The organism is Streptomyces sp. C36 (assembly GCF_040932295.1).
Classification (GTDB): domain Bacteria; phylum Actinomycetota; class Actinomycetes; order Streptomycetales; family Streptomycetaceae; genus Streptomyces; species Streptomyces triculaminicus.
In genome coordinates this window covers 1-14,244 of the sequence record NZ_JBFQGI010000014.1, presented here as the reverse complement: position 1 = coordinate 14,244, position 14,244 = coordinate 1, and the positions used below count along the sequence as shown (strand labels likewise).

Below are 14,244 nucleotides of genomic sequence, written 5' to 3'. Positions count from 1 at the left end.
CGTCGTCCGCCCGGGCCCCGGTCAGCCCGCCGAGGGGTCGCCCCGGGTGTAGCTCAGCCGCTGGACCTGGCCGTTGTCGCCGAGGTTCTTGACCTCTTTGCCGTTCACGAACAGTTGCACGGCCCCGGCGTTGCCCAGCACCAGGTCGATCCGCTTGCTGTCGGTGAAGGTCTTGGACGCGCCGCGCTTGAGCACGCCCTCCTCCAGCAGCTTGCCGTTGTGGTCCTTGGCCGACATCCACGTCTGGCCGTTCTCGGCGGTCAGCTTGACGGTGACCTTGTTGGCCGGGACGCCGGCGATGGCGCTGGCGGACGCCTCGGCCTTGGGGTCGGCGACCTTGGGATCGGAGACCTTTCCGGAGTTCTTCTTGTGGCTGGGCGCCGCGGACGGCTTGCTCGAGGCCGGGTCGGCCGAGACCGGGCCGCTCTCCGCTCCGCCGTTGAAGAGCGTGAACCCCACGAAACCGACGACGGCGACGATGGCGGCCACCATGGCGGCCGTCCAGTTGGGCCGCCGGGGCTCGGGGCGGATGCGCTCGGCGTCGAAGAGCGGCGCCGCGGGGGTGGGCGCGGGGCGCCCGCCGTGCTCGGCGTCGTACTGCGCGACGAGCGGGGCGGGGTCGACGCCGGCGGCCCGCGCCAGGGTGCGGATGTGTCCTCGGGCGTAGACGCGCCCGCCACAGCGGGTGAAGTCATCCTGCTCGATCGCGTGAATGATCGGAACGCGTACACGAGTGTTCGAACTGACCTCGTCCACGGTCAGTCCGGCGTTGACACGAGCTTGCTGGAGGGATCGTCCGACGGAGGGCCGGTCATCCTCTACGGGGGTCCGGTCGTCCTCGACGGAGGGCCGGTCATCCTCTTCTGGAGAGTTGCCGAGGGACACGTGGGCGCCTTTCGAGCGTGCAGCCACCTGCTGGAGATTCAGTCTAGGGGGGATACAAAACGGTCGGGCAAGCGGGAAGCCGGACTTTGTAGGCCATCAGAATGCTCTGGCGTAACGGTGGTGGCACATCGCCCCTCCCCCCTCGCTCAACTCCGCTCATGCTCGAGAGCAACGGTTGGTCAGGGATCTTTTGCGACGGCTAGGAGACGTCCCCGCGGATGACCGCCAGGACCCCGTCCAGGTCGTCCGGTTTGACGAGCACATCACGCGCCTTGGAGCCCTCGCTGGGCCCCACGATGCCGCGTGACTCCATCAGATCCATCAGTCTGCCCGCCTTGGCGAATCCCACACGCAATTTCCGCTGCAACATCGAGGTCGAGCCGAACTGGGTGGAGACGACCAGCTCGGCGGCCTGGCACAGCAGATCGAGGTCGTCGCCGATGTCCTCGTCGATCTCCTTCTTCTTCGCCGTGCCCACGGTGACGTCGTCGCGGAAGACGGGCGTCATCTGGTCCTTGCAGTGCTGGACGACGGCGGCGACCTCGGCCTCGGTCACGAACGCGCCCTGCATACGGACCGGCTTGTTGGCCCCCATGGGCAGGAAGAGCCCGTCGCCCTTGCCGATCAGCTTCTCGGCGCCCGGCTGGTCGAGGATGACCCGGCTGTCGGCGAGCGAGGAGGTGGCGAAGGCGAGCCGGGAGGGGACGTTCGCCTTGATCAGACCGGTGACGACGTCGACGGACGGCCGCTGGGTGGCGAGCACCAGGTGGATGCCGGCGGCGCGCGCCAGCTGGGTGATGCGGACGATGGAGTCCTCGACGTCGCGCGGGGCCACCATCATCAGGTCCGCCAGCTCGTCGACGATGACCAGCAGATAGGGATACGGCGTCAGCTCCCGCCCGCTGCCCTCCGGCGGCTTGACCTTTCCGGCGCGCACGGCCGCGTTGAAGTCGTCGATGTGCCGGAAGCCGTAGGCGGCCAGGTCGTCGTAGCGCAGGTCCATCTCGCGTACGACCCACTGCAGGGCCTCGGCGGCGCGCTTGGGGTTGGTGATGATCGGCGTGATCAGGTGCGGGATGCCCTCGTAGGCGGTCAGCTCGACGCGCTTGGGGTCGACGAGCACCATCCGTACGTCCTCGGGGGTGGCGCGCACCATCAGCGAGGTGATCAGGCAGTTGATGCAGGACGACTTGCCGGAGCCGGTGGCGCCGGCCACCAGGATGTGCGGCATCTTCGCCAGGTTGGCCATCTCGTAGCCGCCCTCGACGTTCTTGCCGAGCGCGACGAGCATCGGGTGGTCGTCCTCGGCCGCGGCCGCCAGGCGCAGCACGTCGCCGAGGTTGACCATTTCGCGGTCGGTGTTGGGGATCTCGATGCCGACGGCCGACTTGCCGGGGATGGGGCTGATGATCCGTACGTCGGGGCTGGCGACGGCGTAGGCGATGTTCTTGGTGAGCGCGGTGATCCGCTCGACCTTGACGGCCGGGCCCAGCTCGACCTCGTAGCGCGTGACCGTCGGGCCCCGGGTGAAGCCGGTGACGGCCGCGTCGACCTTGAATTCCGCGAAGACGTTGGTCAGCGCGGCCACTATGGCGTCGTTGGCGGCGCTGCGGGATTTGCCCGGGCCGCCGCGCTCCAGCAGGTCGAGCGAGGGCAGGGAGTAGGTGATGTCCCCGGCGAGCTGGAGCTGCTCGGCCCGCGCGGGCAGCCCGCCGGTGGGTTCGGGCGCGGGCTTGGTGAGGTCGGGTACGGCGGCGGGGGTCTGCTCGGGGGCGGCCCGTCCCGCGCGTCCGGCGCCGCGGGCGGGCGCGGGGGCGCCGGTCCGGCCGCCGTCCGGCGAGATCCCGCTGCTGAGGTCGGCCACCAGTGGGGAGGGCTGGACGCCGTGCAGGACGGCTCCGTCCAGCGCCGCCGCGGCCGCAGCGGCGAGGTCCACCGCGTCGGGCTCGCGGCCCGCCGGGGGCGCGACGGGCGTGCGGCGCGGAGTGCGGCGCTTGCCGAGCTCCTGCGCCTCGGCGGCCTCGGGGCCGGCGGCGGGCGCGCGGCGGGGGCGGCGGGCGGGCGCGGCGTCGCGCCACTCGTCGTCGTACTCGGCGTAGGCCTCCTCGGCGCGCGCGTCGTACTCGCCCGGTCCGGGTTCGATGACGCCCAGGCGCACGCCGAGCTGCCGCAGCCGTCGCGGGATGGCGTTGACGGGTGTCGCGGTGACCACCAGCAGCCCGAAGATCGTGAGCAGGGCCAGCAGGGGTACGGCCAGGACCTCGCCGACCGAGTAGAGCAGGGGCTTGGAGGCGGCCCAGCCGATCAGGCCGCCGGCGTCCTGCAGGGCCTGTGAGCCGTCGCCGCGGCCGGGCGACCCGCAGGCCACGTGGACCTGTCCGAGGACGCCGACGACCAGCGCGGACAGGCCGATGACGATCCGTCCGTTGGCCTCGGGCCGCTCGGGATGGCGGAAGAGCCGGACGGCGATGATGCCGAGGAGTACGGGCACGACCAGGTCGAGGCGGCCGAACGCGCCGGTGACGAGCAGTCTTATGAGGTCGCCCACGGGGCCGTCGAGCGTCGACCAGGTGCCGGCGGCGACGACGAGCGCCGCGCCGAGCAGGAGCAGGGCGAGCCCGTCCTTGCGGTGGGCCGGGTCCAGTCCCTTGGCGCCGCGGCCGACGCCGCGGAACAGCGCGCCGGCGCCGTGCGCCAGCCCGGCCCCGACGCGGCGGGCGCCGCCGGGTGGCTTGGGCGCCGCCTTGGCGGCGGGCTTCCTGGTGGTCGCCTTGCGCGCCGGCGGACGGCCCGCCGACTTGGCGGGCGCCTTCTTCGCGGGCGCCTTGGCGGGCGCCTTCTTGGCGGCGCCCCCGGGACGTCCGGCGCGCTGCTTGGAGTTGCCCGCGGTGCTCTGGGAACCCTTGCCGGACGTACGTGAGGCCATGGTGCCGAGATTACCGGTGTCGGTCGCGCGGTACACGTGCGGCCGGGCGTTCACCCGTTCGTGTCGTGGTGCTGTGGTGACAAGGGTGACACGGCGTCAAGGAGCAGGGTGGCGGGGCGTCATCAGTTCGGCGCGGGGAGCGGGCTCGCGCCGCTGCCGGTGCCGGGCTCCAGGGCGTCGAGGGCCCGCCGCAGCCCGGTGAGCTTGCGCTCCAGATGGGCGGCGGTGGCGACCGCGGCGGCGTCGGCGGACTCGTCCAGCTGTTTGGAGAGCGCCTCGGCCTGCTCCTCGACGGCGGCGAGCCGCGCGGAGAGCTCCGCGAGCAGGCCGGCCGGCTCCTGCGGTTCTATCGCCCCGGCGCGGCCGGACTGGCCGCTCTCCAGCTGCAGGCGCAGCAGGGAGGCCTGCTCGCGCAGCTGGCAGTTCTTCATGTACAGCTCGACGAAGACCGAGACCTTGGCGCGCAGTACCCACGGGTCGAAGGGCTTGGAGATGTAGTCCACCGCGCCGGCGGCGTAGCCGCGGAAGGTGTGGTGGGGCCCGTGGTTGATGGCGGTGAGGAAGATGATCGGGATGTCCCGGGTCCGCTCCCGCCGCTTGATGTGCGCGGCGGTCTCGAAGCCGTCCATGCCGGGCATCTGAACGTCCAGCAGGATCACCGCGAAGTCGTCCGTCAGCAGCGCCTTGAGCGCTTCCTCCCCTGACGATGCCCGCACCAGTGTCTGATCGAGCGCCGAGAGGATGGCCTCCAGCGCCAGCAGATTTTCCGGCCGGTCATCGACCAGGAGGATCTTGGCCTTCTGCACCATGCCCCGTCCTCCTCGTCCCGGCTTGGGGTCTCCCCAGCTCGATGAGCCGGGGGAAGTACCGGGCGCCGCCCCAGGGGACGACTCCCTTGCGCCGCCCGTCCTTGTGCCGGTCATGGTAGCCGCACCCCGGCCGTCACCACACCCTGTCACCGCGATGTCACTGTGCACGTAGCGGAAACGCGGCGGGAGACCAGAAGGTTCCCCGAATGCCGCCGCCCCACACGTGCTCGGCCACACTCCGTCAGCAGATCGTCAAACGGTGAACAAGATTCCGTCACTCTGCGCGCATCCACTGCTCCATCACCGTCAGAAGATGATCTGTATCGACCGGTTTCGTGACATAGTCGGACGCACCGGCATCGATGCTCTTCTCCCGGTCCCCCTTCATCGCCTTCGCCGTCAGCGCGATGATCGGCAGCCCCGCGAACTGCGGCATCCTGCGAATCGCGGCCGTCGTGGCGTAGCCGTCCATCTCCGGCATCATGATGTCCATCAGGACCACCACGACGTCGTCGTGCTGCTCCAGCACCTCGATCCCCTCACGGCCGTTCTCCGCGTAGAGCACCGACAGCCCGTGCTGTTCCAGCACGCTGGTGAGGGCGAAGACGTTGCGGATGTCGTCGTCGACGATCAGCACCTTCTCGCCGTGGAACGTGCCGCCGAAACCGGTCTCCGCGGGCTGGCCCATGCCGGTGAGCGCGCCGGTCAGCCACGGCTCGTGCGGCGCGGGGGCCGTACGGGACGTCCGCGCGCCCGGGACCGGGCTCTCGCCGGGGGCGGCCCCGGACAGCGCCTGGGCCTGCCCGGCCGCCTGCGCGGCCCGGCGGCGACGCAGGACGAGCCCCGCGGCCTGCCGCGCGGGCGAGCTCTCCATCTCGCCCCCGCCCGCCGCCGCCAGGCCGGCGACGGCACCGCCGGACTCCGGCTGCGGGTACGCGTGCGGCGGCAGCTCGCCGGGGTTGAGCGGCAGGTAGAGCGTGAACGTCGAGCCCCGGCCCGGCTCGCTGGCCGCGTCGATCTCACCGCCCAGCAGCCGCGCGATCTCCCGGCTGATGGACAGCCCCAGGCCCGTGCCGCCGTACTTGCGGCTGGTGGTGCCGTCCGCCTGCTTGAACGCCTCGAAGATGACCCGCATCTTGCTGGCCGCGATGCCGATGCCGGTGTCGGTGACGGAGAAGGCGATCATCTCGCCGTCCGCGTCGCGCAGCGAACCGGCCTCCAGCAGCTGTTCCCGGATGCTGTCCGGCACGTCCGCGCCGGCCGGGCGGATGACCAGCTCGACGGCGCCCGTGTCGGTGAACTTCACCGCGTTCGAGAGCAGGTTGCGCAGCACCTGCAGCAGCCGCTGCTCGTCGGTGTGGAGCGTGGCCGGGAGCTCCGGCGAGACCCGTACCGAGAAGTCCAGGCCCTTCTCCGCCGTCAGCGGCCGGAACGTCGCCTCCACATAGTCCACGAGCTGGACCAGCGCGATCCTGCTCGGGCTGACGTCCATCTTGCCCGCCTCGACCTTGGACAGGTCCAGGATGTCGTTGATCAGCTGCAGCAGGTCCGAGCCCGCGCCGTGGATGGTGTCGGCGAACTCGACCTGCTTCGGGGAGAGGTTGCCCTCGGCGTTGTCGGCGAGCAGCTTGGCCAGGATCAGCAGCGAGTTGAGCGGGGTGCGCAGCTCGTGCGACATATTGGCCAGGAACTCGGACTTGTAGCGCATGGAGACCGCGAGCTGCTCGGCGCGCTCCTCCAGCACCTGCCGGGCCTCCTCGATCTCGGTGTTCTTGACCTCGATGTCGCGGTTCTGCCGGGCCAGCCGCTCGGACTTCTCCTCCAGCTCGGCGTTGGAGATCTCCAGGGCCTTCTGCCGGTTCTCCAGCTCGGCCGACCGCTCGCGCAGTTGCTCGGTCAGCTCCTGCGACTGCTTGAGCAGCACCTCGGTCTTGGTGTTCACGCTGATGGTGTTGACGCTGGTGCCGATCATCTCGGCGATCTGGCTCAGGAAGTCCTTCTGGATCTGGGCGAACGGATAGAAGGACGCCAGCTCGATCACGCCCAGCACCTGGCCCTCGAACAGCACCGGCAGCACGATCACATGGGCCGGCGGCGCCTCGCCCAGCCCGGAGGCGATCTTCAGATAGCCCGGCGGGACGTTCTCCACCAGGATCGTCCGCTTCTCCTTGGCCGCCGTTCCGATGAGCGACTCGCCCGGCCGGAAGGAGGTGGGCATGGCGCCCATCGAGTAGCCGTACGAGCCGAGCATGCGCAGCTCGTAGGCGTCCTCGTCCCGCTCGGCCTCCTGCGGGTCCGTGGGCATCGCCAGGAAGAACGCGCCGTGCTGCGCGGAGACGACCGGGGTGAGCTCGCTCATGATGAGCCCCGCCACGTCCTGCAGGTCGCGGCGGCCCTGCATGAGGCCCGAGATCCGGGCGAGGTTGCCCTTGAGCCAGTCCTGCTCCTTGTTGGCCAGCGTGGTCTCGCGGAGGTTGGCGATCATCGTGTTGATGTTGTCCTGGAGCTCCAGGATCTCGCCGGCCGCATCGACGTCGATCTTGAGGTTGAGGTCGCCGCGGGTCACGGCCGTGGCGACCTCGGCGATGGCCCGCACCTGGCGGGTGAGGTTGCCCGCCATCTCGTTGACCGACTCCGTCAGGTCGCGCCAGGTGCCGTCGACGTCGCGCACCCGGGCCTGGCCGCCGAGCTGCCCCTCGGTGCCCACCTCGCGGGCGACGCGGGTGACCTGGTCGGCGAAGGAGGACAGCTGGTCGACCATCGTGTTGATGGTCGTCTTCAGCTGGAGGATCTCCCCCCGCGCGTCGATGTCGATCTTCTTGGTGAGATCGCCCTGCGCGATGGCGGTGGTCACCATGGCGATGTTGCGGACCTGGCCGGTCAGGTTGGACGCCATCGAGTTCACCGACTCGGTGAGGTCCTTCCAGGTGCCGCTCACGCCGGGCACCCGCGCCTGGCCGCCGAGGATGCCGTCGGTGCCCACCTCGCGGGCCACGCGCGTGACCTCGTCGGCGAAGGACGACAGGGTGGTGACCATCGTGTTGACGGTGTCGGCGAGCTGGGCGACCTCGCCGCGCGCCTCGACGGTGACCTTCTTGGTGAGGTCGCCGTTGGCGACCGCGCCGGCGACCTGCGAGATGTTGCGCACCTGGCTGGTCAGGTTGTTGGCCATCAGGTTGACGTTGTCGCTGAGGTCCTTCCAGATGCCGGTGACGTCGCGCACCCGCGCCTGACCGCCCAGCTGGCCCTCGGTGCCCACCTCGCGGGCGACCCGGGTGACCTGCTCGGCGAAGTCCGACAGCTGGTCGACCATGGTGTTCACGGTGGTGACCAGCTCGAGGATCTCGCCCTTGGCGTCGACGGTGATCTTCTTCGACAGGTCGCCCTTGGCGACCGCCGTGGTGACCTCGGCGATGTTGCGGACCTGCGATGTCAGGTTGTTGGCCATGAAGTTGACCGACTGCGTGAGGTCCTTCCAGGTGCCGGAGACCCCCTGGACCTCCGCCTGGCCGCCCAGGATGCCCTCGGTGCCCACCTCCCGGGCCACCCGCGTGACCTGGTCGGCGAAGGACGACAGCTGGTCGACCATCGTGTTGATGGTGTTCTTCAGCTCCAGGATCTCGCCCCGGGCGTCCACATCGATCTTCTGCGACAGATCACCACGCGCCACCGCCGTGGCGACCTGGGCGATGTTGCGGACCTGGGCTGTCAGGTTGCCCGCCATGCCGTTGACCGAGTCCGTCAGGTCACGCCATACGCCCGCCACGCCCGGGACCTGCGCCTGCCCGCCGAGCCGGCCGTCGGTGCCGACCTCGCGGGCCACCCGCGTGACCTGCTCGGCGAAGGCGGAGAGCTGGTCGACCATGGTGTTGATGGTGCTCTTCAGCTCCAGGATCTCGCCCCGGGCGTCCACATCGATCTTCTGCGACAGATCACCGCGCGCCACCGCCGTGGTCACCTGGGCGATCTGCCGCACCTGGGAAGTGAGGTTGCCCGCCATGAAGTTGACGGAGTCGGTCAGCTCCTTCCAGGTGCCGCTGACGCCGTCCACGCGGGCCTGGCCGCCGAGCCGGCCCTCCGTGCCCACGTCCCGCGCCATCCTGGTGACCTGGTCGGCGAAGGACGAGAGCTGGTCCACCATCGTGTTGACGGTGTTCTTCAACTGCAGCATCTCGCCGGAGACATCGACGGTGACCTTCTGCGACAGGTCGCCGTTCGCGACGGCCGTGGTCACCTGGGCGATGTTGCGGACCTGGCCGGTGAGGTTACGGAAGGCGGTGTTCACCGAATCGGTGAGGTCCTTCCACGTACCCGCCGCACCCGGCACCGCCGCCTGACCGCCGAGCTCGCCCTCGACACCGATCTCCCGCGCCACACGCGTCACTTCGGCGCCGAAGGACTGGAGCTGGTCCACCATGCCGTTGACGGTGTTCTTCAGCTCCAGCATCTCGCCGGAGACGTCGACGGTCACCTTCTGGCCCAGATCTCCGTTGGCCACCGCCGTGGTCACCTGCGCGATGTCCCGCACCTGACCGGTGAGGTTACGGAAGGCGGTGTTCACCGAATCGGTGAGGTCCTTCCACGTACCCGCCGCACCCGGCACCGCCGCCTGACCGCCCAGCCGGCCCTCGGCACCCACCTCGTTGGCCACCCGGGTGACCTCGTCGGCGAAGGTGCGCAGCGTCTCCGTCATCTGGTTGATCGTCTCGGCCAGTTGCGCGACCTCGCCGCGCGCCGTCACCGTGACCTTCTGCGACAGGTCGCCGTTCGCGACGGCCGTCGTCACCTGCGCGATGCCGCGCACCTGGGCGGTGAGGTTGCCCGCCATGAGGTTGACCGAGTCGGTGAGGTCCTTCCAGACCCCGGCGACCCCCGGCACCTGCGCCTGGCCGCCCAGCTCGCCCTCCGTGCCCACCTCCCGGGCCACGCGCGTGACCTCGGAGGCGAAGGAGGACAGCTGGTCGACCATCGTGTTGACGGTGTTCTTCAGCTCCAGCATCTCTCCGGCCACATGGACCGTGACCTTGCGGGAGAGATCGCCCTTGGCGACCGCGGTCGTCACCAGCGCGATGTCACGCACCTGGGCGGTCAGCCGGGACGCCATCGTGTTGACGGAGTCCGTGAGGTCCTTCCACGAGCCGGACATTCCGCGAACCCTGGCCTGGCCGCCGAGCTTGCCCTCGGTACCCACCTCGCTGGCCACCCGGGTCACCTCGTCGGTGAACGCCGAGAGCTGGTCCACCAGGCCGTTGACCGTACGCCCGACCTTCAGGAACTCGCCCCGCAGCGGATGCGCCGCGCCGTCCGCGCCCTGGGAGCGCAGGTCCATCCGCTGCTCCAGGTCGCCCTCGGCCACCGCCGACAGCACCCGGCCCACCTCGGACACCGGCCGCACCAGATCGTCCACCAGGGCGTTGGACGCGTCGATCGCCGCCGCCCAGGCGCCCTCGCAGGCCCCGACCTCCAGGCGCTCGGTGAGCTTTCCCTCACGACCGACCACCCGCCGCACCCGGGCCAGCTCACCGGTCAGCTGGAGATTACGGTCCGCCACCTCGTTGAACACGGCGGCGATCTCGGCCATCACGCCGTCGCCGGAGACCGTCAGGCGCTTGCGGAAGTTCCCGTCCCGCATCGCCTCGAGCGCCGACAGCAACCGGTTCAGCGCTGCGGCGTCCACCTCCGTGGTTCCATTGGGCCGGGACCGTCCGCCCTTCGCGCGCGTGCTTGCGCCCCGCGCCGCTGCGCCAGACTCCACCGTGTCCCTCCCGCTGGGTCGATCATTCTCGCCGGGCTTCCGCTTCAAGCTTTCCCAGTGTTTCACCCCGGCCCTACCAGGCCATAACAGTCGGCAGCATCGCACACGGTCCGCCCGCACCCCGCAAGGTGGAATCCCTGTGCACCGCCATCCGCGCACCCGGCGGAGGTAAGTAACCTGGCATCCGGCCAGGGCAATGGAGGGGCGCTGCACATGGGTGAGCAGATCGCCGAGACGTACACGAGGAGACCTGTGATCACCGCGCGGGCAGCCGCCACCTTCGAGCCGGTCGGACGCTCGGTCGCCGCCGCCCGGGCCTTCGTCCGGGACACCCTCCAGGGCTGGGGCTTCCCCGACATCATCGACGACGCCGTCGTCCTGACCAGCGAACTCGTCACCAATGCCGTCGTCCACGCAGGCACTCATGCGGACGTGCTCTGCGTACGTATGAACACCGGTGTGCGGGTGGAGGTTGCGGACCGTTACCCCGAACGCGAAGTTCCGCTGCAGGAACCCGGACGCCAGTTCGGTAGCGTGGACCGCGAGGGCGGCCGCGGCCTGCTCCTGTGCGCGGCCATCGCCTCCCGCTGGGGCGTCGAGTACACCGCCACCGCGAAGACCGTGTGGTTCCGCCTCGACCTGCCCGACCGCCCGGCCGGCACCCGCTCCGCCGGCCCCGCGCTCCCCGCCGAGGCGCTCCCGCTCGCCGACACCCGCGTCCGCGTCGCCGTCGTCCAGATCGACCGCGCGGGCGCCATCACCGCCTGGAACGAGGACGCCCACGAACTCTTCGGCTTCCCACCGGACCAGATCCTCGGCAAGCCGCTGACCGACCTCGCCGCCTGGCCCCACACCCCCGGCACCTCCACCGGCATCGCCGAGGCCTTGCGCCTCTCCCGCTGGGAAGGCTCCTACGGCATAAGGGGCGCGGACGGCCGCGTCCTCCCCGTCTACGCCTCCCACCTGCGCGTCCGCGACACCTCCGGCGCCCCCTCGACCGTCTGCCTGCTCGTCCGGGACGAGGAGCGCGCTGTCCTGCAGAGCCCGCCCCGCTCCCCCGCCGGCGATTCGGGCACCGGCGAGCGCGGCACCTCCGCCGACCCCTTCGAGGTCTTCATCGGCTCCCCCGCCCCCGACGACCTCGACGGACTGCTCCAGCGCACCGTCGAACGGGCGCGCGACATGCTCGACGGCGACTCCGCCTACCTGCTGCTCGCCACCGACGACGAGACGGAGCTGGAGGTCCGCGCCTCCACCGGCCTGCCCTCCACCCGCCAGCGCTTCGCCCGCGTCCCCGTCGAAGCCGGCACCGGACGCTACGGCTCCGCGCGGATGCCGGCCGTCCACGACGACCTCGCCGCCGTCCCCGGCGCCGTGCCCCTCCTCAACGACACCGGCATGCGCTCGGTCGTCACCGTTCCCCTCAAGGTCGAGGGCCGCCTCACCGGCTCGCTCGGCGTCGCCGCCGAGTCGCCCCGGCGCTACGGCAACGAAGAAGCCCTGCGCCTGCAGTTCGCCGCCGACCGCATCGCCCTGGCCGTCGAATCCGCCCGCCTCGGCGAGCTGGAACGCCTCCGCCGCGGCTCGCTCTCCTTCCTCGTCGAGGCCTCCGACCTGCTCGCCGGCACCCTCGACCGGGACCAGACGCTGGCCCTCATGGCCCAGATGACCGTCCCCACCCTCGCCGCCTGGTGCGCCGTCTACACCATCGCCGACCAGTCCTCGGAGCCGGAGCTCTCCTACGTCCTGCACGAGGACGAGGACCGCATCGACGGCCTCAAGGCCCTGCTGGTCAAGGTCGCCCCGCCCGAACCGGTCCCCACCCCCGGCGCCCGCGTCTGGACCGCCCCCACCGAGGCCGCCCATTCCGCCGCCCTGCGCACCTCCCTGCGCAGCCTCGGCCTCGCCGACACCACGGGCAACATGCCCGCCCCCGGCACCTCGCTCGCCACCGCGGCCGCCGTCGGCGGCGAGACGGTCGTCCTGCCGCTCGTCGCCCGCAACCGCGTCATCGGCATGCTCACCCTCGGCAAGCCCACCGACGACCACTTCCGCCAGGAGATCCTGGAACTCGCCGAGGACCTCTCCCGCCGGGCCGCGCTCGCGCTGGACAACGCCCGGCTCTACAGCGAGCGCACCGCCATCAGCCAGAGCCTCCAGCGCAGCCTCCTCCCGCCCGAACTGCCGGACGTCCCCGGCGTGGAGGTCGAGGTCATCTACCGCGCGGCGGGCGAGGGCAACGAGGTCGGCGGCGACTTCTACGACATCTTCCCCATCCGCGACGGCGCGTACGGCTTCGCGATCGGCGACGTCTGCGGCACCGGACCGGAGGCCGCCGCCGTCACCGGCCTGGCCCGCCACGCCCTGCGCCTGCTGGCCCGCGAGGGCTTCGGAGGCCCCGCGGTGCTGCAGCGGCTGAACGCGGCCATCCTCGACGAGGGCGCCCGCAGCCGCTTCCTCACGCTCCTCTACGGCGAGCTGTGGCCCCAGCCCGACGGCAGCGCCCTCCTGAAGGTGGTCTGCGCCGGGCACCCGCTCCCGCTGCGCCTGCGCCAGGACGGCACCGTCGAGCCCGCCGCCGATCCGCAACCGCTGCTGGGCGTCATGGAGGACCTCGAGCTGTACGAACAGACCGTCACTCTGGACCCCGGCGACGTCCTGCTCTGCGTCACGGACGGCGTCACCGAGCGCCGCGAGGGAACCCGCATGCTGGGCGACGACGGCCTGACCGACGTCCTGACGACGTGTACGGGTCTCACGGCGGGCGCCGTCGCCGCCCGGATCCTGCGCGCGGTCGAACGTTTCGCCGCCGAACCGGCCTCGGACGACATGGCCATCCTCGCGATGCGCGTCCCCGAACCGCAGGAGTGACGACAGCAAGAAGGCCCCCGCCGAATGGCGGGGGCCTTCTTGCTATGGAGCCCCAAAACGGAATCGAACCGTTGACCTTCTCCTTACCATGGAGACGCTCTGCCGACTGAGCTATTGGGGCCAGCAACGAGATAAAGCATACCCGATGCTCGCACGGGCTTTTGACCACTAGGCCGCGGCAAGCGGAACCAGACCGCCCAGAGCGTTGCACGCCGAGACCAGACGCTGCAGGTCCCGCCGCGTCAGCTCCGCGTCCACGGGCAGCTCGAGGCATTCACCGGCGGCCCGCTCGGCCTCCGGCAGCCACAACTCCCGGCGGAACGGCGGCATGCGGTACACGGGCGTCCGTACGGGCACCCGGCACCGCACGCCACGAGCGCGAAGAGCACGCGCGAAGGCATCCCGGTCCGGTCGGCCGTTGCCGGGGACGCGTACGACGTAGGAGTCGTAGCGATGCACGACCCCAGAGGCGACGACAGGCGTGAGGACGCCGGTCAGACGAGAGCTGAGATACGCGGCGTTGGCCCGACGCCGGGACGTCTCCGCCTCCGTACGGGTGAGAGCAGCGGGGTCTGTGGGAGATGGGGTGTCCATGTGCTCGACGAGAAGCGCGTCGTGGGCGGCGGCGACGAGCCGCAGGGCCGTCAGGTCGGCAGGGTGGCCGAAGAGGTGTACGGCCACGACGGCGGCGGTACGAAGCGTCATGGCGCCGGCCGCCGAGGCGGGGTCGAGGCAGTAGCTGGCCGGATCGATGTCGGCGAAGACGGGCTGCGCCCCGAGTGCGCGGACCGCCTCCGCGACCGCGGCAGGCGCGTACGACGGCACGACGACGTCATCTCCGGGCCCTACCCCTGCGGCTGCCAGCCGTTCTTCAGTCCCCATGCCGCGGATGGTGCCCGCGCGACGTTAACGCCGCATGACTCCGCACAGTTCATCGTGAAAACAAAAAAGCTCTGATGTGTGAACCGAAGTCCACACATCAGAGCTTTTTTAATATT

The 14,244-nt window shown here is 70.8% G+C and carries 6 protein-coding genes and 1 tRNA gene; 1 reads left to right on the top strand and 6 read right to left on the bottom strand.

Translation table 11 applies throughout. The features are described 5' to 3' along the window. Positions 1-21: 21 nt before the first annotated feature. The 4 genes from AB4K12_RS30360 to AB4K12_RS30345 form a co-directional block, all read right to left on the bottom strand. Positions 22-912, bottom strand: coding sequence for a helix-turn-helix domain-containing protein (locus AB4K12_RS30360; protein ID WP_368437936.1), 891 nt, complete (start codon positions 910-912; stop codon positions 22-24). 172 nt (positions 913-1,084) lie between these two features. Further along, positions 1,085-3,811 (bottom strand): DNA translocase FtsK, encoded by a 2,727-nt coding sequence (locus AB4K12_RS30355; protein WP_368437934.1) that lies wholly within the window; start codon positions 3,809-3,811, stop codon positions 1,085-1,087. Positions 3,812-3,933: 122 nt separating this feature from the next. Further along, complete coding sequence (locus AB4K12_RS30350; RefSeq protein WP_086568132.1) at positions 3,934-4,620, bottom strand: two-component system response regulator; 687 nt, start codon at positions 4,618-4,620, stop codon at positions 3,934-3,936. 274 nt (positions 4,621-4,894) lie between these two features. Then, positions 4,895-10,375, bottom strand: a complete 5,481-nt coding sequence (locus AB4K12_RS30345) for a HAMP domain-containing protein (RefSeq protein WP_368437932.1) — start codon at positions 10,373-10,375, stop codon at positions 4,895-4,897. A 213-nt stretch (positions 10,376-10,588) separates the two neighbouring features. Between AB4K12_RS30345 and AB4K12_RS30340 the strand changes: the two genes are divergently transcribed. Continuing rightward, positions 10,589-13,246 carry a SpoIIE family protein phosphatase gene (locus AB4K12_RS30340; RefSeq protein ID WP_368437930.1) on the top strand — a complete coding sequence of 886 codons (2,658 nt, stop codon included), beginning with the start codon at positions 10,589-10,591 and terminating at the stop codon, positions 13,244-13,246. Positions 13,247-13,291: 45 nt separating this feature from the next. Here the strand turns inward: AB4K12_RS30340 and AB4K12_RS30335 are convergent. Continuing rightward, a tRNA-Thr gene (locus tag AB4K12_RS30335) sits at positions 13,292-13,367 on the bottom strand. A 47-nt stretch (positions 13,368-13,414) separates the two neighbouring features. After that, positions 13,415-14,128 carry a DegT/DnrJ/EryC1/StrS family aminotransferase gene (locus AB4K12_RS30330; protein ID WP_368437927.1) on the bottom strand — a complete coding sequence of 238 codons (714 nt, stop codon included), beginning with the start codon at positions 14,126-14,128 and terminating at the stop codon, positions 13,415-13,417. Between the last annotated feature and the right edge of the window lie 116 nt (positions 14,129-14,244).